Here is a 24,186-nt window from a genome sequence, read left to right on the forward strand (position 1 = left end):
TACTTTTTAGATGAAGACTTCTGACGTCTAATTTAGTCTGGGAAAAAGTTAAAGGGTAAGGAGTAAATTTCAGCCTTTCCCCTTTCCCCCTTAACCGAAACGTATTGAGGTACAGGGGACAAAAAATACAAAAAATTTCTCAAGAATAAAAATAAGGATCAGGCTATGACAACCGAACAGTTGACTAGAGACAGCGACAATTTAGATTTAAATCAGCTATTGAGAACGCTGGCTGCTGTCAAACAAGGTGACTTTTCTGTTCGGATGCCCATAGAGCAAACTGGTATGGCGGGGAAAATCGCTGATACGCTCAACGATATTATTGACCGGAATGAGCGGATGGCGACAGAGTTACAGCGGATGGGCGATGTTGTCGGTAAAGAAGGCAAAATCACTGAACGCGCCTCTTTAGGAGATGTTCGCGGTTCATGGTCAGATTGTGTGACTTCTGTCAATACTTTAATTACAGATTTAGTCCAACCAACAGCTGAAACTACACGTGTAATCAGGGCTGTAGCTAATGGCGATCTATCCCAAACCATCGCTACAGAAATTGATGGCAGACCCCTCCAAGGTGAGTTTCTCCAAACTGCCAATATTGTCAACACGATGGTAGACCGGCTCGGTTCCTTTGCATCAGAGGTGACGCGAGTTGCTCGTGAGGTGGGAACCGAAGGTAAACTGGGCGTGCAAGCAGAAGTGCTGGGGGTGGCTGGCACTTGGAAGGATTTGACCGATAACGTGAACTTAATGGCGGGTAATCTGACTGGTCAAGTTCGTAACATTGCCGAAGTGGCTACTGCGATCGCAAACGGCGACCTTTCCAAGAAAATCACCGTCAATGTTAAAGGCGAAATTCTGGAGTTGAAAAACACCGTCAACACGATGGTAGATCAACTCAATTCCTTTGCATCGGAAGTAACGCGGGTTGCTCGTGAGGTGGGAACTGAAGGTAAGCTAGGTGTGCAAGCAGAAGTGCGCGGCGTGGCAGGTACTTGGAAAGATTTGACCGACAACGTAAATTTAATGGCAGGAAATCTGACTGCTCAAGTCCGTAATATTGCTGAAGTTACCACAGCGGTAGCCAATGGCGACCTTTCCAAAAAAATTACTGTCGATGTTAAAGGCGAAATTTTAGAGTTGAAAAACACCGTCAACATCATGGTGGATCAACTCAATTCTTTTGCATCGGAAGTAACGCGGGTTGCCCGTGAGGTGGGTGCAGAAGGAAAATTAGGCGGTCAAGCGGAAGTTCGGGGAGTAGCAGGTACGTGGAAAGACTTGACCGATAGTGTGAACTTCATGGCGGGAAGCTTGACAGCGCAGGTGCGGAACATTGCTGAAGTTACCACGGCGGTGGCAAACGGCGACCTCTCCAAGAAAATTACTGTCGATGTCAAAGGCGAAATTTTGGAGTTGAAAAATACCATTAACACAATGGTGGATCAACTCAACTCCTTTGCCAGTGAGGTAACGCGAGTTGCGCGTGAGGTGGGAACTGAAGGTAAACTGGGCGTGCAAGCAGAAGTCGGGGGAGTGGCAGGTACTTGGAAAGACTTGACCGATAACGTGAACTTAATGGCGGGTAATCTTACCGGACAGGTACGGAACATTGCCGAAGTTGCCACAGCGATCGCTAGCGGTGATCTTTCTAAAAAAATCACTGTCGATGTCAGAGGTGAAATTTTAGAACTCAAAAACACCATCAATATAATGGTGGATCAACTCAGTTCCTTTGCAAGTGAGGTGACGCGGGTCGCCCGTGAGGTGGGAAGTGAAGGTAAGCTGGGTGTGCAAGCAGATGTCCGGGGAGTGGCTGGCACTTGGAAGGACTTGACCGACAGCGTGAACTTCATGGCGGGAAGTTTGACAGCGCAGGTACGGAACATTGCCGAAGTTACCACAGCTGTAGCCACAGGCGACCTTTCCAAGAAAATCACCGTCGATGTCAAAGGCGAAATTTTGGAGTTGAAAAACACCATAAATACAATGGTGGATCAACTCAACTCTTTTGCAAGTGAAGTAACGCGGGTCGCCCGTGAGGTAGGAAGCGAAGGTAAACTGGGCGTGCAAGCAGAAGTGCGCGGCGTGGCTGGGACTTGGAAGGACTTAACCGATAGCGTGAACTTCATGGCGGGAAGCTTGACGGCACAAGTACGCAACATTGCCGAAGTAACCACAGCTGTAGCAACAGGCGACCTTTCCAAGAAAATCACTGTCGATGTCAAAGGCGAAATTTTAGAGTTGAAAAATACCATAAATACAATGGTGGATCAACTCAGTTCCTTTGCAAGTGAAGTAACGCGGGTGGCGCGGGAGGTGGGAACCGAAGGTAAACTAGGTGTCCAAGCAGATGTCAAAGACGTTGCTGGGACTTGGAAGGATTTAACCGACAGCGTGAACTTCATGGCGGGAAGTTTAACGGCACAGGTACGGAATATTGCCGAAGTTACAACTGCGATCGCTAACGGCGACCTTTCCAAAAAAATTACTGTTGCTGTCAAAGGCGAAATTCTGGAACTCAAAAACACCATCAATATAATGGTGGATCAACTCAACTCCTTTGCTAGCGAGGTAACACGAGTTGCTAGGGAAGTAGGAAGTGAGGGCAAACTGGGCGTCCAAGCAGATGTGCGCGGTGTGGCTGGGACTTGGAAAGACTTAACCGACAGCGTGAACTTCATGGCGGGAAGCCTAACAGCACAAGTCCGCAACATCGCCGCCGTCACCACCGCCGTGGCAAATGGCGACCTCTCCAAGAAAATTTCTGTTGATGTCAAAGGTGAAATTTTGGAGTTGAAAAATACCGTTAACACGATGGTGGATCAACTCAATTCCTTTGCTAGTGAGGTAACGCGGGTTGCCCGTGAAGTGGGAACCGAGGGCAAACTGGGTGTACAAGCAGAAGTTAAAGGCGTTGCCGGCACTTGGAAGGATCTCACCGATAGCGTGAACTTCATGGCGGGAAGCTTGACGGCACAAGTGCGGAATATTGCCGAAGTTACCACAGCGGTGGCGAACGGCGACCTTTCCAAAAAAATCACCGTCGATGTTAAAGGTGAAATTCAAGAACTTAAAAACACCATTAACACAATGGTAGATCAGCTTAATTCCTTTGCATCAGAAGTTACAAGGGTTGCCCGTGAAGTGGGAACCGAAGGTAAGCTGGGCGTACAAGCCTACGTTAGAGGCGTGGCTGGGACTTGGAAAGATTTAACTGATAACGTTAACTCGATGGCGGGGAACCTTACCGGACAAGTGCGGAACATCGCCGAAGTTACCAAGGCGGTGGCAAATGGCGACCTCTCCAAAAAAATCACCGTCGATGCCAAAGGCGAAATTTTGGACTTGAAAAATACGACCAACACGATGGTGGATCAACTCAGTTCCTTTGCATCGGAAGTAACGCGGGTGGCGCGGGAAGTGGGAACTGAAGGGAAGTTGGGCGGACAAGCGCAAGTCCAAGGTGTGGCAGGGACTTGGAAAGACTTAACTGATAACGTTAACTCGATGGCGGGTAACTTAACCGCACAAGTACGCGGTATTGCCAGAGTTGTAACAGCGGTTGCGAATGGTGACTTGAAACGGAAACTCATGCTGGATGCTAAGGGAGAAATTGAAACCTTAGCAGAGACAATCAACGAGATGATTGATACCCTAGCAACGTTTGCCAATCAAGTAACCACAGTGGCGCGGGAAGTGGGAATTGAAGGGAAGTTAGGCGGACAAGCCAGAGTACCTGGGGCGGCTGGAACTTGGAAAGATTTAACAGATAACGTCAACGAACTTGCTGCTACTCTTACAACCCAGTTACGGGCGATCGCCGAAGTGGCTACAGCGGTGACTAAGGGCGATTTAACCCGCTCAATCGCCGTTGAAGCCTTGGGTGAAGTGGCAATCCTCAAAGACAATATTAACCAGATGATCGCCAATCTGCGGGAGACAACCCAGAAAAACACCGAACAAGATTGGTTGAAGACTAACCTAGCTAAGTTTACCCGGATGCTCCAAGGTCAGCGAGACTTGGAAACTGTATCCAAACTGATTCTCTCAGAACTAGCTCCTTTGGTAGGAGCGCAACACGGCGTCTTCTTCATGATGGAAGCAGCAGAAAATCAGCCCTATCTCAAACTGCTGAGTAGTTACGCTTACCGTGAACGTAAGCATCTAGCTAACCGCTTCCATTTGGGTGAAGGTTTGGTAGGACAATGCGCTTTGGAAAAAGAGCGAATTCTACTCACGGAAGTGCCAAGCGATTATGTCAAAATCGGCTCTGGTTTAGGAGAAGCGGCTCCCCTAAATGCCGTGGTGTTACCCGTTTTATTTGAAGGACAAGTGACGGCGGTGATTGAATTAGCTTCCTTCCGCCGCTTTAGCGAAATTCATTTAACATTCTTTGATCAACTTACCGAAAGTATTGCGATCGTGCTCAACACGATCGCAGCTTCTATGCGGACTGAAGAATTGCTGAAGCAGTCGCAATCTTTAGCTGAAGAACTACAAACCCAGCAAAGCGAACTCAGAGAAACCAACAAGCGCCTAGAACAACAAGCCCAATCACTCAAAACCTCCGAGGATTTATTAAGAGGACAGCAAGACGAACTACAACAAACCAACGCCGAGTTAGAAGAAAAGGCAGAGTTACTAGCTGTGCAAAAGCAAGAAGTCGAGCGCAAAAATCGCGAAATCGAACAAGCAAGACGATCTTTGGAAGATAAAGCTGAACAACTAGCCCTCTCGTCAAAATACAAGTCTGAGTTTCTCGCCAATATGTCCCATGAGTTGCGGACACCGCTAAACAGCTTATTGATTTTGGCTAGATTGTTGGCGGATAACGTCGAGAGCAACCTCACCGCCAAGCAAGTCGAATACAGTCGCACAATTTACTCAGCTGGTAACGACCTTTTGGCGTTAATCAACGATATTCTCGACCTCGCCAAAATTGAATCTGGAACCATGTCAATTGATATGACCCAGATGCTCTTAACAGAGTTGCGCGAACAGATTGAAGGCACATTTGGACAATTAGCTCAAAATAAAGGGCTTGCCTTCACAATTGAATTGGCTTCGGAATTGCCACCAACTATTTATACCGATGCCAAACGCTTACAACAAGTGTTGAAAAATCTACTCTCCAACGCTTTTAAATTTACAGAGCAAGGAGAGGTACGCTTGCAAATTGCGGTGGTGAAGCAAGGCTGGAGTATCGACCAGCAAACCTTAAATCGCGCCCAGACTGTGATTGCCTTCTCAGTCAGTGATACAGGCATTGGTATTGCCCCCGATAAGCAAAAAGTGATTTTTGAAGCATTTCAGCAAGCCGATGGCTCTACCAGTCGTAGATACGGTGGTACTGGATTAGGTTTATCAATTAGCCGCGAAATTGCTCGTCTCTTTGGCGGAGAAATAAAACTGGTTAGTAATCCAGGTCAAGGTAGCACGTTTACATTCTACTTACCGCAAGAGGGGAGAGGGGGAGAGGGGGAGAGAGGGAGAGGAGGAGAATTTACCTTCTTACCCAGTCCCCAGTCCCTAGTCCCCAGTACCCAGTACCCAGTCCTAAATGACGATCGCGCTACTATCGAAAATGGCGATCGCATATTGCTAATTGTCGAAGATGACATTAACTTTGCTCGTATTCTCCTAGATATGGCGCAACAGCAAGGATTTAAGGTCATAACCGCCCAAAATGGTGTTGCAGGTTTGGCCCTAGCACAGCAATTTCAGCCTTCAGCTATTTTGCTAGATATTCGGATGCCAGAAATGGATGGTTGGACGGTGTTAGATCGTTTGAAGCATGACCCAAGTATGCGTCACATTCCTGTACATATCATGACAGTCGAAGAAGGAAGACAGCGGAGTTTGCAACTAGGAGCGATCGCATATCTGCAAAAGCCTTTAACCAGCGAAACAATATCGGAGGCATTGAGCAAAATTAAAGGTTTTGTTGAGCGTCGAGTGAAGAATTTGCTGATAGTTGAAGATGATGATATTCAACGACTGAGCATTGTGGAATTGGTTGGTAACAGTGATGTTGCTACCACTGCTGTTGCTACTGGTGCAGCAGCTTTAGAAGCCATTCGCTCACAGCATTTTGATTGCCTCGTTCTCGATTTAGGGCTACCAGATATGACTGGGTTTGAGCTAATCGAGCAGATCAAGCTTGAACGTAATGGTGAAAACTTACCTATCATCGTCTACACCGGCAGAGAAATTACCAAAGCTCAAGAAACTGAACTGAGGCGGATAGCCGAGACAATTATTGTCAAAGACGTGCGATCGCCCGAACGTCTCCTTGATGAAACAGCATTATTTTTACACCGAGTCCAAGCAAATTTACCTGCGCCCAAACAACAAATACTAGAACAACTACATTCAATCGACTACTTACTCCTTGGGAAGAAAGTGCTAATCGTAGACGACGATATGCGTAATATCTTCGCGCTGACGAGTATGCTAGAACGCTATCAAATGCAGGTTCTATATGCTGAAAACGGCACAGAGAGTATTGCTTTACTGGATAATACACCAGATATTGATGTCATTTTGATGGATATAATGATGCCAGAAATGGACGGTTACGAAACAACCCGTTTAATCCGCCAGAACGAGCAATTTAAAAATTTGCCGATCATTGCACTCACCGCTAAAGCGATGCAAGGCGATCGCGATAAATGTATTGAAGCAGGCGCATCAGATTACATCACTAAACCTGTAGATACTGAACAGTTACTTTCACTCTTGCGTGTTTGGCTATACCGATAGTTATAAAAATGTTATGGACATAGTCACATAACAACTCTTGCAAAAATATTTTGTGGTATAATGGATAATTTGGCAATTTACGATTATAAGATTTGATTAGCAGTGAGAATAGAGAAAGCTAAACGGCTTACTTCAAGAAAATTTAAGCGTATGACTGGAGTAAGCCGTCAAACCTTTGAGTTAATTGTGGATGTAGTTAAAGATGCTAAATTGCCGCGCAGCTTGGCGATGTCACGATGTGGGGGAATACCAAATAGTTTTTTATATTCCCGGCTGAAATAAGACGCGTCATCGTAACCGACGCGAAAACTGGCGCTCGCCACGTCCATGTTTTCGCCGAGCATCAGACGGCGTGCTTCCTGAAGCCGTATTTGTTTTTGGAACTGCAAGGGACTCATTGCCGTAACAGACTTGAAATGAGAGTGAAAGCCTGACACGCTCATGCCGAGTTCGCGGGCTGTATCTTCAATTTTTAGCGGCTGATCAATGTTCTCGCGGATTTGGCTGACGACCCTGGAGATGCGCTGCACGTCGCCTTCGGTCGTAATAAGCTGGCTGAGCCGCGCGCGCTGTTTTCCCTTTAAAAGCCGATAGATGATCTCGCGGATGATGAGCGGCGCGAGAAACTTCATTTCGTCCGGCGTGTCAAATAGTTTCACCAATTTGACGACTGCATCGAGTAAATCCGCATCAACCGGGCTGACATCCATCGCCTTGACTCCGGCATCGCTTTTTTTTGTTTCGATGCCGGAGTCAATCATCACCGCAGCAACAACTGCCAGATCGAGGTCTATGCGAAGATTCAAATAAGGTTTTTCCTCGGACGCTTCGACGACATTACTCATAATCGGCAAATCAAGCGTCGAGATTAAGTAATGATCGGAATCATAGTGAAATAATTCATCGTTCAAAAGCACATCCTTGCTGCCTTGCGCGATGACGCAGAAGGCGGGCTTGAATACGGATACCTGGCTCTCGGTCGGTTTCGACGATTGATATATGAAAATGTCCGGAAACACTTTCAAAAGGCTGTTTTCGGGAGCGAGACGAATCATTCTTTCGATCAGTTCTTCCCGATTGATCTGCATCTTTCGCTTTTCAAATTCTGCTTCTTTTTGGTTCATAAATTCATCTTAAACGCTTTGTTCTGACAGCAGTAAGCGTTCGCGGAGCGTCTCGTAGAGAAGCCATGCCGCAGGCGATAAGCCTGTGTTCTTTAACTTTTTTTCCTCATCTTAGACTACTACCTCTGAACGCAACTTAGTATCAGCACGTGACGCGGCGGATTTTTGGAGAATTGTCCGGTTTTTTTCGATGAACGTCCTCACGCTATCCGTTTTCACGCCCGTAGAATTGAACTCATACAGCAAACGGTAGAAACGCTGCTGATAAAAACCAGATTAATATTTGGAAAAATTTCAGATTAATAGAGCAACAATTTCCATCTGTAAATCTGATAATGCAAAGGAGAAAAATTATATGAAATATCTATTAATTTTAGGGATGATGACTCTTATGATCAGCGGGCCAGCTTACACACAAACAGAACAAAAAGAACAATCAAAAACAACAAAAGAAATGGAACAAATAACACCAAAGGGATATACAACTTTTAAGGTAAGCGACAACGTTACGATGTATAAAGTTACTTTTAAAAACCAATACAAAATGAATGTTGCCGGACATCTATTTATTCCCAAGAATTTAGATCAGAGTAAAAAACATTCGGCGCTCATTGTTGGGCATCCTATGGGAGCTGTAAAAGAACAAAGTGCCAATGTATATGCTGCAAATATGGCTGAACGAGGGTTTGTGACTTTATCTGTTGACTTGTCTTTCTGGGGTGAGAGTGAGGGCGAACCACGCAACGCTGTTGCGCCTGATATTTATTCTGAAGATTTCAGTGCAGCAGTTGACTTTCTTGGCACTCGTCCATTTGTTGACAGAAACCGAATCGGAATAATTGGAATTTGTGGTAGCGGAAGCTTTGCTATCAGTGCTGCTAAGATTGATCCGCGAATGAAAGCGATCGCAACTGTCAGCATGTACGATATGGGAGCAGCCAACCGAAATGCACTTAACCATTCGCTGACCCTTGAGCAGAGAAAGAAAATCCAGGAGGAGGCTGCAAAGCAACGTTATGTAGAGTTTACCGATGGTGAAACCAAATACACGAGTGGGACTGTACATAAGTTAGATGAAAACACACACCCTATCCAGCGTGAGTTTTATGATTTCTACCGTACACCGAGAGGTGAATACACTCCAAAAGGAGGGTCGCCGGAACTCACAACGCACCCGACGCTAAGCAGTAACGTTAAGTTTATGAATTTTTATCCGTTTAATGATATGGAAACGATTTCCCCTCGTCCTATGCTTTTCATCACGGGTGATAAGGCTCACTCAAGAGAGTTTAGTGAGGATGCCTACAAACGTGCAGCCGAACCCAAAGAATTGTATATCATTCCGAAAGCAGGACACGTTGATTTATATGACAGAGTTGAGTTAATTCCCTTTGATAAACTCACGTCATTTTTTACCGAACATTTAAAGTAACGTGAGTTTGGGATAAGAACCGAAGAATTATTGAAGAAACCGTCGTTTGAGATACAACGACGGTTTCTTTTCAAGTAATTTCAACAATAATTGAAACAAATCTTTGTCATGATAATTGAATTCGGATTCGCACTCATTCGAGTGCAAATAAAAGTTCTGTTAAAGATTGACTCTCGATTTTTAAGAAGCGGTCTAACTATTTATTATACGGAAAGTTTCTATATAATCTTTTTCTAAATCCTAATATTTCAAGCATGACAGCTACCTTCTGTCTGAAATATACAGAAAATTTCTTTTTTACGTTCCCACAGCACTTTGCTATACTTGCCATTCGAGAAAAGAGATGCCAGAAATGTATCCGAATGCCTATTAATTGGCGCACATATTTTTGTATAAACAAGAGGAAACTAATGGCAAATTTTGAAGTTATCGAACAAGAAGGGTTGCATTTAGTCAAGATAAATTTGCAAAACGAAACAGTACGCACTGAATCTGGTGCTATGTACTATATACGTGGCAACATTACTATGCAATCTAAACCGCCCTCTGCGGGTGGATTTTTGAAATCTTTAGCCACAGGTGAAAACATATTTCGTCCCACTTATACAGGAAGCGGTGAATTGTATTTGGAACCTTCTTTGTCTGGATTTCACATCCTAGAATTGGATGGCAGTGAATGGATTTTAGATACTGGCGCTTATTGGGCAAGTGATGGCAGTGTAGAAGTAGGAATTGAACGTAATAAATTAATATCTGGATTAATTGGTGGCGAAGGTTTATTTCAAACCAAAGTCAAAGGCAGGGGTAAAGTGGTCATGGTAGCCCAAGGGCCTGTAGAAGTTGTGCATTTAAAAAATGACCGATTAGTAGTTGATGGCAACTTTGCGATCGCGCGAACAACTACCTTAAATTATCGTGTGGAAAAAGCCACTAAATCTTTCTTCGGTTCTATGACTTCTGGTGAGTTTTTAGTTAACACTTTCGAGGGAACTGGTACTGTCTTACTAGCACCTGTTCCTTATTGGCAAGTAATGTTGTTACGTCAAATTACAGCATTAATTCCTAAAACTTCTAGCTAGGAATTGTCAATTAATTGAACGTGAGAGCGATTAATACGCAAATAAAATGCTTGGTTTTTTAGACGACTAACTAGCAAGTGCCCGCCGAGCAGCCACAGCAGCGACTAACAAAGAGATGCCGCTCATGAACAGGCTAATACCCACATATAGACCAATCAGCCAGAGAGCGCTGAAAGGCCATCGATTCAGAACTATGATGCCCAAAATTAGAGTAACGACTCCGTTTAATGCTACTAGCCAGGACATCCTGTGCCCTGCTCGGTTGGTAAACGCCATAATGATTGTAAAAATACCCTCAACAATGAATAGAATGCCAAAAGCTAAGGTCAACGCTAGCAGCGCAGATCCCAGATTAAACAGAATGTAAATGCCTGCGATCGCGTATAAAATACCCACAATCAAATTCAGCCAGAACCCTCTTACTGGTTTTGACTGAAACGATTCAACAATCATCACAACGCCGCTAATGAGGGTAATCCAACCAATGACGGAGGTAAAAAATGCCGAGGCAATGCCAGGCATTAAAATTGCTAGCACACCCAGAATAATCAAACCAATGCTTAGAGCGATTACCCAACCAGTCGATTTTTGGATATTTACTTCAGGTTGAAAATTAGTAGTCATAGCACTCACCTCGTTTTTTTAACGTGTTTAGGTTAAAACAACTAGCCTCAAGCGAGAAAAACCGCTAAAGGTTGTGTTTGACTGTGAAAACTTGACATTAATAGCGCAAAACCAATGCAATTCGCTGATGAATGGATAGTGCTTCATCGTCCACAATTGCAATGTTTCCTCCCTTAGCCAAGACAACTTCTATAATTTCATCGACAGCATCATCCATTACCTCTGTACCACCCGGTTGATCCACTAACTCAAACCTGCCATCTTCAGTCAAGATTGCAGGTACATGGTAGTTTTTTTCAACCAAAAGCAATTTCCCTCGACCTTCATGTGCTAATCGCCAGGTTTCCCCAATCGTAGAAACGACACTTTGAGTGCTCATTGCGTTATCCAATGCCTGGAGTGCATCAGCCTGTTGCGCCTCCCGAACGGACTGCACGATTGACCACACTTGAGGAGTCAGTTCATGAATCGTCGCTTTGTCAAAATTGCCGCTTAGACTTGGTGCAATCGCTTGGGTATTTTGCGAAACCTCCTGGAAGAAAGATACTTGCCGCTCAACCCCTCCAACAACCAATGGTAGTGACTCATTTTGATTCTGATAGAGCGTCAATACACTATCTACCTGCTGAAAAAATCTGCGATGCCTGTCGTCTCGATAGCTTGAATCAGTGTCATAGGGAAGCGGAGCCGTGGCTCCGGGCCCTGTCATTTGCATTGGGAAGTTTTCATCATCAACTTCTTCAAGAGTTTCTCCTGTTCCAGCTAATAAGCGCGTGGATGCCTGACTTAACAGCAAGACCCAATAGCGCAGCGCCCGATGCATTCCATAGACCAAATCTCGCGTTGCAAATGTTTGATCAATCACAACTCGCGCGGGTACAGGAAAAGGCAGGTAATAAAGCTTGGCAAAGTCATGGCTGACGTATAGCGCCAAACCCTTCAGCGTGTAGCGGTAGTCAATTTCGCTCACGAGGGTTTCGAGACGCTTCAATAATGGTTCCAACTCGCGGCTAGTAAATTCTGTGGTCAGCCGCTTTGTTGCTTCATCTACCAGATTTTTTACTCGAATCGGATCTTGCTTATTATCGGGTGATGTCTGATGAGTTGGTAACAGGATGGAAAGCGCCGGAACATTGCTCAAAGATTGCAGCTGCTTAAGATCCTGACGAGTAATCATGAATTCTCCTATTGATTTTTAGTGGCGACTAAACTGCCTTAAATGTTAAAGGCGAACCACTTGTAATCCCTCTACCCAAAAAAGGAGAGCAATTTTTTTCGGGGTAGATAGGCGGCAATTAAGCAAAGTAAATATTTTTGTTCATCTACTTAATACCGTTTCTTTGTGAAGCTGCGCCAAACTCCTTTCATCTCTTATTACTTCTCTTCGAGACGCTCCGCGTTGGCGGAAGCCTCTCGGAGAGAAGGCGTACTTGGCGTACTTGGCGGTTCGTTAGAGATTACCTGAGCAATACGCTTGAGAATTTGCAAAACGCCGTACAATTCTCTCGCGGATGTGAACGGGGCGAAGACCCTTGATAAGTCGTACTGTGGCGTATTTGTCTGCGTCACTTTCACAAATAAAATATCGTCCCCATTCGTCACCATACCAAACACAGGTTGATTGGGGTTGGGGTTAGCCATCAGATAAGCTAGAGCTTGTGGTACAGCCGACCAAACCGAAAGCGTGGTTTTTTTTGACTCTGATACCATCACCCAGAACTGTTCTTGCAGCACTAAAACGTCAATCCGTCCGCGCAGTATTTCCTCGCCATCATTTAGCACTAATTCCACGGAAGATTCAGCCTTAATCCTAAAAGGAGGATCGTAAAACCCGGAGAGTGCAAGAATTGGTGATACCAGCAACAACATAACTGTCCCTTCTAGTAAATGACCTCCAGTACGGTGATAGAGATACCTGCGCCGCAGGACATCTACAGAGGCTTTTTCCGCTTCTGTAATTTCAGGTAATCCTTCATACCACTCTGGAAAAAACTGCTCGGACTCAACACGGACAAAACCGAATCGATTTTCTGCATCCAAGAGAGTGGTAATCGCTTCTGTAATTGCTGCCGTCTGTGTCATTGCTTGTAGGTAATAGTTGCCTTACTACAGGATCAGCATCTCTATTATCGCCAATTGGCGCGTTTGCAAAGAAAGTACTAGATACTGTTGTACAAAAAAGAATACATTCGGATATCTTAAGCAAGGATACTGAGCAATCAGAACAGCAGCAATGACTGATCATTTTTTAAAAGCCACCAGAGAAACTGTGCATCTGGGTGGTTTCTCCCATTTGCTAGAACCAGTACTGACTGTTGCTTCTGGCGATACAGTTGATGTGGAAACGTACACTGGTTATTACGTTTACGACAAAGCACCACCAGAGTTTCTCACACCAGAATTTCTCGATATCTGCCAAAATTTAGCACCAGAACGCAAAGTTGCTGGAGGGCCGCATTTATTAACAGGGCCAATTTACGTACAGGACGCCGAGCCAGGGGATGTTTTGGAAGTAAGATTAGAAGCGATCGCACCTAGTTTACCCGTAGGTTTTAATGCGATTCGTCCAGGTTGGGGAGCTTTACCACACCAATTTCATCAACCAGCCTTGAGATTCATTACCCTTGATTTAGCTAACAATATCGCTGAATTTCCTGCGGGTGCTGGCATCAAAATTCCCCTCAAACCTTTTTTTGGCATTCTTGGTGTCGCCACCCCAGAAACGTCAAGAACTTCCGTTCCACCAGGTTCTTACGGTGGTAATATCGATAACCGCGAACTGCAAGCAGGTTCCCGATTATTTTTGCCTGTTTTCGTCCCAGGTGCTTTGTTTTCGATTGGCGATGGTCATTCAGTACAAGGAGATGGCGAAGTCAATGTCACCGCTATTGAAACTTCCATGAACGGAAGAATAACACTCAAGCTTCGCAAGGATATACAACTGACAACGCCAATTGCAGAAACTCCAACTGATATTATCACAATGGGGTTTGGTCAAACCTTAGATGAAGCTTTAGAATTAGCTTTGAACAATATGATTGATTTTCTCAAACGCTTCACAAATTTGTCGCCAGAAGATGCTTATGTATTATGTAGTCTAGCTGTGAATTTTCGCATCACTCAAGTTGTGAACAGTCCACAAAAAGGTGTGCATGGGATGCTACCCAAAGCAATTTTCTCAAAGTCAATAAATTTATAAGTTGCAATCTAGCTAATACAACAGAATCGAAGAAATTGGAAGGGTAAAGATGATGAAGTAGGGTAGCCCCTTCAATGTGGGTAAAAATCCTCAAAAAATTTCCTGAATTTTGGGTTTTTTACTTTCGTGTCTTAGTGGTTAAGTCAATTTTTAACCACCAAGACACCAAGACACCAAGAAAAATACGTTACACCTTAAATCAGTGAACAGTAAACAGTAAACAGTAAACGGTTGGGGAATTTAAACTTGCCAGATAGCGCCTGCCACATTGGCTTTGGGTTATTAGTTTTCAGTTGCAAGTGAGGGCCCCTTAGTGGTTACCCTTAAACCCAATTATCTTGACTGTTAACCGTTTACTGTTAACTCTTTACTGTTAAAAGGGCTGGGCAGCAGGAGGAAGTTGCAGTAAGTCTTTCCCTTTCACAGTTCTGCTACTCTATCTTTTGTCTGCTAACTCCTAGAAAATAAATTTGAATCATTGTGTGAGATGGATCTACTATAAAGGTAGAAGAAAAAGTTAGGAAAAATGGGAAAAATTAAAAATCATTTTGATTAACTTTTGTCAAGCGAAGAGGAAGCAAAAGTATCTTGTGTCTATCAATTGAGTTGCTCTGTTCCTCAATTACGAATTACAAATATAGACCAATGAATAAAAAGCCATCATGGAATGTTGAAGAACAAATAGTAATAGTTGAGCTAGGAACTATCAGGCTAAACGGAGAATTGGTTGTACCTGAAAGTGCTGAGGGGATTGTTTTATTTGCTCATAGCGGTAGTAGCAGCCGATACAGTACCCGTAACCACTATCTTGCTCATGTGCTGCGTCAGGAAGGGCGATTAGCAACTATATTGATTGACTTGCTGACAAGAGAAGAGGAAGCAATTGATGAGCGAACCAAGCATTTCCGTAATAACATTGCTTTTCTTGCCACTAGGTTAGTTGCGATTACAGACTGGCTGTTTGAGAACCCGATAACCCAGCATCTCAAGGTCGGCTATTTTGGTGCAAACAGAGGTAGTGGTGCAGTATTTCTAGCAGCAGCAGCACGCCCAATATCTGTCAGGGCTATAGTTTGCCGCAGCGGTCAACTTGATTTAACGGACGTTGTACTATCCCAGGTGCAAGCTCCCACATTGCTCATCGTTGGTAGCTACGACTTCCCAATAATTGCAATGAATGAGGATGCATTGGCACAAATTTCTGCCCAAAACAAGCAACTGGAAATGATTCCTGGGGCAACTCATCAGTTTGGAGAACCTGGTGCTCTGGAAGAAGTAGGACGACTAGCGAGTCAATGGTTCAATTACTATCTGACATCATTTGAATGGCAGGAACCGCATCTACATGCAATGTCCCTAAATTAATGGTTTGAAATTTATTTTTGATAATTTCTTTAGAGGCTTATGTCAGTAATGCAGAATAAGTATCACTGTCTTTAATCAAATATTCGAGGTCATGCACTCAGTCTTCTAGCGCAACAATCAAAGACTTCCCATCATTCGACTGACTTGTTCTAACTGTAAGGGTTTACGTTCGATACTCTGGAAATACTCAATTTTTTGTAGGTGAGTACATGCTGTTTTGAAGTGGCTTAGATTCAGTAAAACAATATCTTCGTAAACTGACTCTTGTGGAGTCTTTATATCAATAATTACCTCTTGTAAATTATTTTGGGTAATTGCAATTTTTAGATATTTTAGAAATAATTCCCGTTTTTTGGCGCGAACACTGAGTAAGTACCAATTACCATTAACAGGTGGTACTGACGGCTCTAAAGGTTGTACAGGTAACATATGCGATGATATTAGGTAGAGTTTTGGCAAATTAAAAAGCTCTAAAACGGCTCGAATTTGTGAGTCAAGAGTTTCGATTTAACTATTATTAAGAAACAATAGCTATTATTTACTACAAAACTAGCTATCACTTGTAACTATTAGTGTTCAAAGTTAAAAACCAGTAGATTATGAGCAACTAAAAAACTTTGACTCACTGTTTTTCAAAATATTATAACAGGATTCTCTCTAGTTTCATCTCTATAAATATCTTTAAGTAGGGCATATCAATCGCTACCATAGCAGTAGTACAATTCTTCTGACAAATATTGAGAATTAACTAGCTGAATATAGTAGTTATATCTGGTAAATCGAGATGAATTCAGGTAGTTGATGCGCCTGATTCTAGCTAATGTATTTTGATGTTCACTAGCTCTCGATTTAGTGACAGTAAATTCCAGTAATATAAGGAATATAACTGACTAAGTAGTAGTCTAGATAAATATTTTTGTAACTACTGTTCCAGACTCCAGTCCAGGGCTACTGCTACTAGATTGGCTAATTCTAGCGGATTGAACGGTTTGGCGATCGCTGCTTTCATTCCAATCTCGGCATAGCGGCGACGGTCACAAGCCTGTATGTTCGCGGTTAACAAAATAACTGGAATAGCTTTTGTTATCGGATTTGTTTGTAGCTTCTCAAAGACTGCAATACCGTTCATGTCTGGCATGATCACATCTAGCAGAATCACATCTGGTTGCCAATCCTCAGCTTTTTTTATCGCCTCTTGCCCAGAACTTGCTGTCAATACTTGCCAGTCGGCGATAGTTTCCAAGCAAATCCTGGCAACTTCTTGAATAGACTGTTCGTTATCAACCACCAGAATTCGTTTTGTTGTCATTGCTGCTACTCTATTCTTGGTTGCGAGTGACTCGTTGAAGTGGTTCCATACAAATCATGCCCGATAGAAATAATTGCATCATCAGCAATATCCAAAATTCGTGCAAATCTGGCTTGAGATAAGCGTAGCTCTTTGTGTGTCTGGCGATGCTCATCAAGTTCTGACTGCAACTGTCGATTGACGCTAATTAACTCTGCGGTTTTTGCTAATTGGCGATCGCGCTGATTTCGCAATGTTACAATGCCATAAGCTAAATCTGCTGCTAATGCTTGTAGCACTTTGACTTCATCAGCATCGAAGGTGTCTGGTTCGGCAGCGTAAATATTCAATGCGGCAAAAGTTTGACCGTTGATAATTAACGGTAACGCGATCGCTGAAGCATAACCTCGGTTAATAGTATGAGACTGCCAAATCTGATAATTGTGATCAGTTAAAATATTTTGGACAATACAAATTTCACCTGTGCGAATGGCGATCCCCATTGGACTTTGCTCATGACTGGTGTTTGCCCAAGTAAGATTCAGAGATTGTAAATATCCGTCTTCATAGCCTGCTTGAGATACGGGGCGGATACTTTTCGCTATATCATCTTCAGCAAAACCTACCCACGCCAGCCTATAGCCGCCGATTTTTACAAGAATTTGACAAATTTGCTGTAATAAATCGAACTCGTCTTTGGCACGAAAGAGTACTTGATTGCAACTACTCAAAGTTTGCAGCTTTCGATTTAACCGTCGAATTTTGGCTTCAGCCTGTTTGTGTGGCGTAATGTCTCGTGTGATTGCTAGCAACACTACTTTGCCATCGTCGTAACACAAAGGAACTGCATGAGTTTCCACCCAGCGACGATTACCCTCACAGCTAATCATCTCGAACTGTAAAATCCCTTTGTTACCTTGACAGACACTTGCATTCAGTTGGCGAAACGCCTCTTGATATTCTGGAGCAATTAACTTATACACAGACTTACCAATCAGCGCTGCGGTATTGTTTGCTTCCAGCATCAAAATACCTGCTGGGTTGATTTCCAACAAAGTACCATCGACAGCAATCACTTTGACGCATTCTGGTTCAGCATCAAAGATAGTTCGCCAGCGATTCTCTAGTTCGATAACTTGCGTGCTGTGCGTTAAAGTGCAATCACCTTTAACCACCGAAACCGACAATTCAGCGCCGCTTGGCAATGCAGATATTGCTGCAACTTCGTTGTCGCCCTCAATTTCCTGACGCAATAACTTAACCCAACATTCAAGGTTAGTTATCTCAGATACACTCAAGATTTGCTCAGAATTCAGCAGACGCTCGATTTTACGTGCCAATTTTGAGCCAAGAGTAAAGCCGAAAGTGCCTAAAGAACCTGCTAAAGTATGCGCCTCTTGGGCTGCTTCCAAGAGCAAATTGCGATCGCCCTGAACAAGTGGTGATTCGGAATTCAAAGCTGCAACGGCTTGCTCTAGCACACTCACTTGCTCATCCACCCGCCCTTTAAATTGTTGCCAAACTCCTGCAACTGCTCTTAGTGTTTGCTGCTGCTTGGATAAATCCTCTTCTTGAGATCTATGCATTCTAGCTTTAGCATGAGAGATTTTCCCTCCTTCTTTGCCTCTTCCTTTCTCCCCCTCTCCTCTTTTCCCTTTTCCCCCCTCCCCTTCCAGTGGTTTCAGGCGATAACCAATCCCGTAAATTGTTTCAATCAAATCACTGGACACTCCGACAGCTTTTAGTTTGTGTCTTAATCCTTTGATATGGGTGCGAACGGCTTCTTCTGTAGGAGTATCATCATAAGACCAAAGATGTTCTAAAATCATGCCGCAGCTAAACACCCGGCGACTATTTCGCAAAAATAGTTCCAACAGAGCATATTCTTTTGGTGTCAGTGACAGCAGATTGCTAGCGTATGTAACTTCACAGCTACTAGGGTCTAGCCTTAACCCGCGCCACTCTAGCACAGGTTGTGAAGTGTTGCCTCCGCGACGCAATAGCGCCCGTACACGAGCAACTAATTCTTCCTCGTTAAAAGGTTTAACTACATAATCATCCGCGCCTGCATCCAGTCCAATTGCCTTTTCATGACCACTATCGCGCCCTGTTAGTAATAGGATTGGTACTTGCAGACCACCCGATCGGATTTGCCGACAAAGACTAATACCATCTAGCTTAGGCAATATTATATCCAGCAGTATTAAATCATAATCGTAAGTTTGGATCAAATCCCAAGCAACATCACCGTCAGTTGCTACTTCAACAACATAGTTTTGGCCAGTGAGAACCGTGGTAAGCACATGAGCATTTAACTTGTCATCTTCTACAACTAAAATCTTCATATCAAAAGCTTTCCGGCGGTTAATACCTACAATAAATAACAAGTAATAAACTTTAATTACTAATAAAATTACTATCAATACTAAGTTTTAAAGTATTTTAAAAAAGATATATCTTTAAGGTGAATATTTTTAAAAAATTGTCAACTTTTATTACTGTGTAGTTGTATTTAAGTGGGAGTTAGTATGTACATGTGTCCTAATTAGAAGTATAAGCTTGGATAAAGTTGCTAGCTAGTTGACAAGTTAATGACAAAAACACTGTGGCGATTGTCTTAAGACACGTGCGATCGCATTTTTTTAATCATCTAAATTCAGTCTTAGGAAGGAATAAACTTTACCATTAGGTATCTCAGTGAATAATTCTTGGCTTTCCTCACAAGTTCCTCAAATTGTTTCTCTATAAACATAACTGTAGGACAAAAAAGCTTACCAGTTCATTCAAAATAATTCTTGGCGGAATTTTATAGCGATTCTCTGATGCAGGAGATACACCAACAAAGGAGACAGGAGTTAGGAGTCAGAATAGTTGCTTGGCTAATATAGCAGTCTGAGAGCATTTGCGGTTTCTTGCAGATGACAGACAGCCTCTCCCGGAAGGATACACGAAAAATCTCACAACTCATGCAGGATTGCCCTAAAAACCAGAAATCTTAAAGACTAATCACTAATAAAACCGGAGGTCTATATGATTAAAAAGATTCTAGTTGCATTAGATCGCTCGGAAATAGGACAACAGGTTTTTGAACAAGCATTAGCCTTAGCAAAGTTAACACAAGCCAACTTAATGCTACTGCATGTCCTGTCTCCAGAAGCAGAGGGCAGTCCTTATGTACCTATGTTCTCTAATTTTGATTACTATCCGGGATTGAACAGTCAAAGTTTTGAGTTATATCAAAAGCAGTGGGATACTTTTAAAAATGAAGGTATCCAGATGTTGCAATTTTTTTGTGCCCAAGCCAACACCGTAGGTGTTACTACGGAATTTACACAAAACCTTGGTCATCCTGGGCGGATCATTTGTGATTTAGCTCGTAGTTGGGGTGCTGACTTAATTGTCATGGGACGTCGTGGTCGTTCTGGGCTGACGGAACTATTCCTCGGTAGCGTAAGTAACTACGTCCTTCACCATGCTCCTTGTTCAGTGCATATTGTGCATCTTCCAATTACTAAAGCAGATCAAGTTGTAAAAGCGGCTACAAACGCTGTAAGCGCCAACTAAATAGAATTTATTTACTTGTTTTTGCAATATCTACGCTATCAGTCTTCAATTGACCATCTTCCATATAAATAATGCGATCGGCAATATCAAGGATGCGGTTGTCATGAGTAACCAGCAAAATTGTACAATCTTGTTCTTTAGCTAACTTCTGCATCAATTCAACGACATCGCGCCCAGATTTTTTGTCGAGTGCAGCAGTGGGTTCATCTGCCAAAACAATTTTAGGATGGCTGACTAAAGCGCGTGCGATCGCCACCCGTTGTTTTTGCCCCCCAGATAATTTCTCTGGGTAGTAATTTACATGATTTGCCAAACCGACAGCTTCCAGCATCGCGATCGCTTTGGTGTTAATATCCTGATTCAGAAATTCGTCATGCAACTCTATGGACATTCGCACATTTTCTTTAGCTGTTAAAAAAGTCATCAAGTTATGCGCCTGAAAAATATAGCCAATCTGGCAGCGAAGTTTGGTTAACTGCTGTTTTTTTGCACCACAAATTTCTTGTCCTAAGATTTTCAGGCTACCTTCTTGAGCAGAGCGCAGCCCACCCATTAGCGTCAATAGGGTAGTTTTTCCTGAGCCGGAGGGGCCAGTCATAATGACAATTTCCCCAGCGTTAATCTCCAAATTAATGTCAAATAATACTTGTTTGCGAAGCGCACCTGTACCAAAATAGTGGTTAAGGTTACTAACAGAAATGACGGGTTCTAAAACCGAGAGTGTTGAATTAGAAGTTACTTGTACAGATTCTTGGAACATAAGATTTTTATAATTTGAATTTCGCAGATTTGGCGTTTTTATCAGCTTACTTGGAGGTTTGAGAAAAACTAAAAAACATCTGCGGGATCAGCAGCTCGTAGCTTTCGCATGGCGATCGCCCCAGAAAAACTACACATTACAATAGTCATGATCAAGACAGCGATCGCTCGTTCTAACTTCATGGTTAGGGGAAGCAGTGTAGCAGCGTAGGTGATCTGATATAGCCCAAAGGAAAGGAAGAATGCAGGGATATAACCTAACACAGCTAAAACTAATGCCTCTTGGAATAGCACTCCCAAAAGATAGCGATCGCTATAGCCCATTGCTTTGAGGGTGGCGTATTCTGGCATGTGTTCAGAAACATCAGAGTAAAGAATCTGATAGACAATGACGATGCCGACAATGAACCCGACACCTACACCTAAACCAAAAATGAAACCAATACCAGTCCCGGTAGCCCAGTAATTTTTTTCGGTTTCGGCAAACCCTTCTGGAGTTAAGACTTTGACATCGTTGGGTAGCCCAGCGGCAAGTTGCGATCGCACTTTTTCGGGATTGGCTCCTGGTTTGAGGTGAATCAACCCAACTTCGATTTGATCAGGTTTACGGTCTGGAAATAGTTGTAAAAAGGTAGAGTCACTGGTGATCACATTGCCATCGGCGGCAAAGGAAGCACCATTACTAAACACACCTTTAACGCTGACGGCTTTGTTATTCAGTTCCGTCTCAAAGTTGCCTGTTTTTTTAAAGATATCTCCAACAGCCCCATACTCTGGACGTCCCGCCTGATCAAACAGAACTTGATACAACTGCTTGAGATGATCCTGATTTTGTTGGATTTCGGGAAATTTAAACGCAGATTTTGCCGGATCAATACCCCACACTAAAATGGCGCGATCAAGACGCGTTTCGGGATTTCGCCATTGTCCGGTGTTGATATAAACTGAATTTACCGACTGAACACCGTCGTAGCCCAATGTTTGATATAGTCGCTCTCTAGAAAAACTTTTCACTGAAAACAGAGTTTGAAATTGGGGATTAATCAAAACCAAATCTGCTTCTAAATTGCGATGGGGTTGTATGGCTGCATCAAAAAGCGCACTTTCAAAACCCAACTGAATGAACATCAGCATATCAGCAAAGGTAATACCTGCAACTGCAACCACTAGACGCGTTTTTTCTTTCATTAACTGCCGCCATGCTAGCGGCGTTTTACGAAATAGTTTGGAAAACATATAATTATGAATTATGAATTATGAATTATGAATTATGTTGTTCAAGCTGGCGCTGTCGCATTAATAAAAATAAGGGAAGACCTAAAGAAACACCAACCAAAAGATTACAAGCAACATAAATCCAGAGATTTTGCATTTTAAGACGTGTTCCCTCCCAAAATACGAATACCCACAATACAAGGGATGAAACGATAACATCCATGCCAAAAAAACCAGATATTTTATTAGCAAAAAGTTGTTCAAAAAACAGCTTTATATCAAGACCATGCTCTAAAGTAAAAGGAATTAACTGAGAGTAAGGTAGAACAAAGCCAAGTATACAAAGTAGAAAATATATGACTTGAACCATGATTGATTTCACCCTATGAGTAGTGCTGGACTACAAGAGATTACGTTACGGTGTATCCAACCTTTGGAACACAACTCTACAATTCAATTGCTGTCTGCACCTGTAAGTTGGTGAAACCAGCAACTCGCTTACTGTCTTCGGGGTTGATGCGAATTTTAACCTCAACTATTCGGCTATCAAGGTTTTCACCAGGCTGGTTGCTGAAAACGTTTTGGCGATTTACCTGCAAGCCAATTTGAGCAACGGTTCCTCGTAGTTCGCCGGCAAATGCTTGACTGCTAATCGTTGCCTGTTGTCCTAGCTTCACTTTACCGATGTCCGTTTGATAAACTTCTGCTACTGCAACCATTTGGTCTGTTTGCGCCAAGTCTGCGATCCCCGCAGTACTAATTTTTTCTCCAGCTCGTGTATGAATTTTGATTATTTGTCCCGCCATCGGTGCTTTGATGTAAGCACCTGCTAACTCGGCTTGAGCATGTTTCAGGGTAGCGATCGCATTTTCAACTTCACTCTGTGCTGCTGCTACATCTACAGTTCGGACTTCTGCAATACTGGTAAGCGTGGCTTTGGCTTCGTTAACTTGCTTGTTTCCTGTGGCGTTAGTGCGGTTAAGCGCTGCTTTCGCTTCGGCGAGTTCTTTGCTTGCAGTGGTGTTAATGCGGTTGAGTACTGCTTTGGCTTCGTCTAGTTGCTGTTTGGCAGTTTCCACGCTCAAGCCTTTGTTGTCATATAAAGAATTAGAAATTGCGCCTTCTGTATATAGTTGCTGATAACGCTGATATTCGGCTTGGGCATTGTTTAATTCTGCCGCAAGCTTCTTAATTGTTGCCTCTTGGGCTATTCTATCTCCTTGCCATTGTGCCTCTATGCGGGCGATCGCTTCTTGTTGAGCTGTTTTGTCTCCTTGGGACTGAGCTTGTAAGCGCTCAATACTTGCTTGCTGTGCCTGAATTTCGCCAGTTTTTGCGCCGGCTTTCACTTGAGCGAGTTTAGCTTGGGAAACTTTGACTTGCTTTTCAGCCTGTAGTACCGCAGTTTGCAAGCGATCGCGTGCATCTAAAATTGTTACAATCTGTCCAGCTTTAACGCGTTCGCCCTCTTTAACTAGGATTTGAGCAATGCGATCGCCATCTAAAGCTATGGGTGCAAATAAGCTAATTACTTCTGTTTCTGGTTCTATTCGTCCTAATGCTGCCACTTTTGGTCTAATAGGCGTGGTTTGCACAGATTCAGATGAGGCAGTTTGACCAACTTTGCCAAACTGAGAAATACCATAAACAACAATTCCACCTGTAATAGCAGTAGCAGCAATTACTAATGCAATTAACCCTTTTTTGGGAGCTTTGAATAACAGTTTTTGATTCATTTTTTTAGAAGATTCTAAAGTGTACGAACATCATTC

Annotated in this window: 16 protein-coding genes and 2 pseudogenes; 7 read left to right on the forward strand and 11 right to left on the reverse strand. The window is 43.2% G+C overall.

Annotated elements, in window-relative coordinates; all coding sequences use genetic code 11:
• Positions 1-165 precede the first annotated feature (165 nt).
• Complete coding sequence (locus FNW02_RS02530) at positions 166-6,765, forward strand: HAMP domain-containing protein (RefSeq protein ID WP_191755990.1); 6,600 nt, start codon at positions 166-168, stop codon at positions 6,763-6,765.
• A 102-nt stretch (positions 6,766-6,867) separates the two neighbouring features.
• Positions 6,868-6,966 (forward strand): annotated as a pseudogene (locus FNW02_RS02535) (IS5/IS1182 family transposase); the annotation flags it as partial.
• Here the strand turns inward: FNW02_RS02535 and FNW02_RS02540 are convergent.
• Positions 6,933-7,889 (reverse strand): AraC family transcriptional regulator, encoded by a 957-nt coding sequence (locus tag FNW02_RS02540; protein ID WP_191755991.1) that lies wholly within the window; start codon positions 7,887-7,889, stop codon positions 6,933-6,935. The pseudogene FNW02_RS02535 and the gene FNW02_RS02540 overlap by 34 nt on opposite strands.
• Before the next feature lie 355 nt (positions 7,890-8,244).
• Here FNW02_RS02540 and FNW02_RS02545 point away from each other — a divergent pair, with 355 nt between their 5' ends.
• Both FNW02_RS02545 and FNW02_RS02550 read left to right on the forward strand, forming a co-directional pair.
• On the forward strand, positions 8,245-9,321 hold the full coding sequence (locus FNW02_RS02545) for an alpha/beta hydrolase (protein WP_191755992.1): 1,077 nt from the start codon (positions 8,245-8,247) through the stop codon (positions 9,319-9,321).
• A gap of 410 nt (positions 9,322-9,731) precedes the next feature.
• Positions 9,732-10,400, forward strand: a complete 669-nt coding sequence (locus tag FNW02_RS02550) for an AIM24 family protein (RefSeq protein WP_191755993.1) — start codon at positions 9,732-9,734, stop codon at positions 10,398-10,400.
• A 66-nt stretch (positions 10,401-10,466) separates the two neighbouring features.
• On the opposite strand, the gene FNW02_RS02555 is transcribed toward FNW02_RS02550, so the two are convergent.
• From FNW02_RS02555 to FNW02_RS02565, 3 genes are all read right to left on the reverse strand, one after another.
• On the reverse strand, positions 10,467-11,024 hold the full coding sequence (locus FNW02_RS02555; protein ID WP_191755994.1) for an HdeD family acid-resistance protein: 558 nt from the start codon (positions 11,022-11,024) through the stop codon (positions 10,467-10,469).
• A gap of 97 nt (positions 11,025-11,121) precedes the next feature.
• Positions 11,122-12,201 (reverse strand): AOC03_06830 family ribosome hibernation factor, encoded by a 1,080-nt coding sequence (locus tag FNW02_RS02560; protein ID WP_191755995.1) that lies wholly within the window; start codon positions 12,199-12,201, stop codon positions 11,122-11,124.
• A 197-nt stretch (positions 12,202-12,398) separates the two neighbouring features.
• Positions 12,399-13,106 carry a type I restriction enzyme HsdR N-terminal domain-containing protein gene (locus FNW02_RS02565; RefSeq protein ID WP_225225352.1) on the reverse strand — a complete coding sequence of 236 codons (708 nt, stop codon included), beginning with the start codon at positions 13,104-13,106 and terminating at the stop codon, positions 12,399-12,401.
• A gap of 151 nt (positions 13,107-13,257) precedes the next feature.
• Between FNW02_RS02565 and FNW02_RS02570 the strand changes: the two genes are divergently transcribed.
• Entirely contained in the window at positions 13,258-14,223 is a 966-nt protein-coding gene (locus FNW02_RS02570; protein ID WP_191755996.1) for an acetamidase/formamidase family protein, read from the forward strand.
• Positions 14,224-14,868: 645 nt separating this feature from the next.
• Positions 14,869-15,588 (forward strand): dienelactone hydrolase family protein, encoded by a 720-nt coding sequence (locus tag FNW02_RS02575; protein ID WP_191755997.1) that lies wholly within the window; start codon positions 14,869-14,871, stop codon positions 15,586-15,588.
• A gap of 117 nt (positions 15,589-15,705) precedes the next feature.
• Here FNW02_RS02575 and FNW02_RS02580 read toward each other — a convergent pair whose 3' ends face one another.
• From FNW02_RS02580 to FNW02_RS02590, 3 genes and pseudogenes are all read right to left on the reverse strand, one after another.
• Positions 15,706-16,047, reverse strand: coding sequence for a chromosome segregation ATPase (locus FNW02_RS02580; protein ID WP_225225353.1), 342 nt, complete (start codon positions 16,045-16,047; stop codon positions 15,706-15,708).
• 463 nt (positions 16,048-16,510) lie between these two features.
• Complete coding sequence (locus FNW02_RS02585) at positions 16,511-16,897, reverse strand: response regulator (RefSeq protein ID WP_191755999.1); 387 nt, start codon at positions 16,895-16,897, stop codon at positions 16,511-16,513.
• A 194-nt stretch (positions 16,898-17,091) separates the two neighbouring features.
• Positions 17,092-19,221: pseudogene (locus FNW02_RS02590) on the reverse strand (response regulator); the annotation flags it as partial.
• A 685-nt stretch (positions 19,222-19,906) separates the two neighbouring features.
• Here FNW02_RS02590 and FNW02_RS02595 point away from each other — a divergent pair.
• The gene (locus FNW02_RS02595; protein ID WP_191756000.1) at positions 19,907-20,440 is read left to right on the forward strand and encodes a universal stress protein; all 534 of its coding nucleotides are present in this window, start codon (positions 19,907-19,909) and stop codon (positions 20,438-20,440) included.
• A 7-nt stretch (positions 20,441-20,447) separates the two neighbouring features.
• Here FNW02_RS02595 and FNW02_RS02600 read toward each other — a convergent pair whose 3' ends face one another.
• The 4 genes from FNW02_RS02600 to FNW02_RS02615 form a co-directional block, all read right to left on the reverse strand.
• Positions 20,448-21,200: a DevA family ABC transporter ATP-binding protein gene (locus tag FNW02_RS02600; RefSeq protein WP_191756001.1), complete on the reverse strand. Its 753-nt coding sequence runs from the start codon at positions 21,198-21,200 to the stop codon at positions 20,448-20,450.
• A gap of 68 nt (positions 21,201-21,268) precedes the next feature.
• Positions 21,269-22,435, reverse strand: coding sequence for an ABC transporter permease DevC (gene devC, locus FNW02_RS02605; RefSeq protein ID WP_191756002.1), 1,167 nt, complete (start codon positions 22,433-22,435; stop codon positions 21,269-21,271).
• A 25-nt stretch (positions 22,436-22,460) separates the two neighbouring features.
• Positions 22,461-22,784 (reverse strand): DUF2834 domain-containing protein, encoded by a 324-nt coding sequence (locus tag FNW02_RS02610; protein WP_191756003.1) that lies wholly within the window; start codon positions 22,782-22,784, stop codon positions 22,461-22,463.
• A gap of 76 nt (positions 22,785-22,860) precedes the next feature.
• On the reverse strand, positions 22,861-24,150 hold the full coding sequence (locus tag FNW02_RS02615) for an ABC exporter membrane fusion protein (RefSeq protein WP_191756004.1): 1,290 nt from the start codon (positions 24,148-24,150) through the stop codon (positions 22,861-22,863).
• Between the last annotated feature and the right edge of the window lie 36 nt (positions 24,151-24,186).

Origin of the sequence: Komarekiella delphini-convector SJRDD-AB1 (assembly GCF_014831675.1) — a bacterium.
Classification (GTDB): domain Bacteria; phylum Cyanobacteriota; class Cyanobacteriia; order Cyanobacteriales; family Nostocaceae; genus Komarekiella.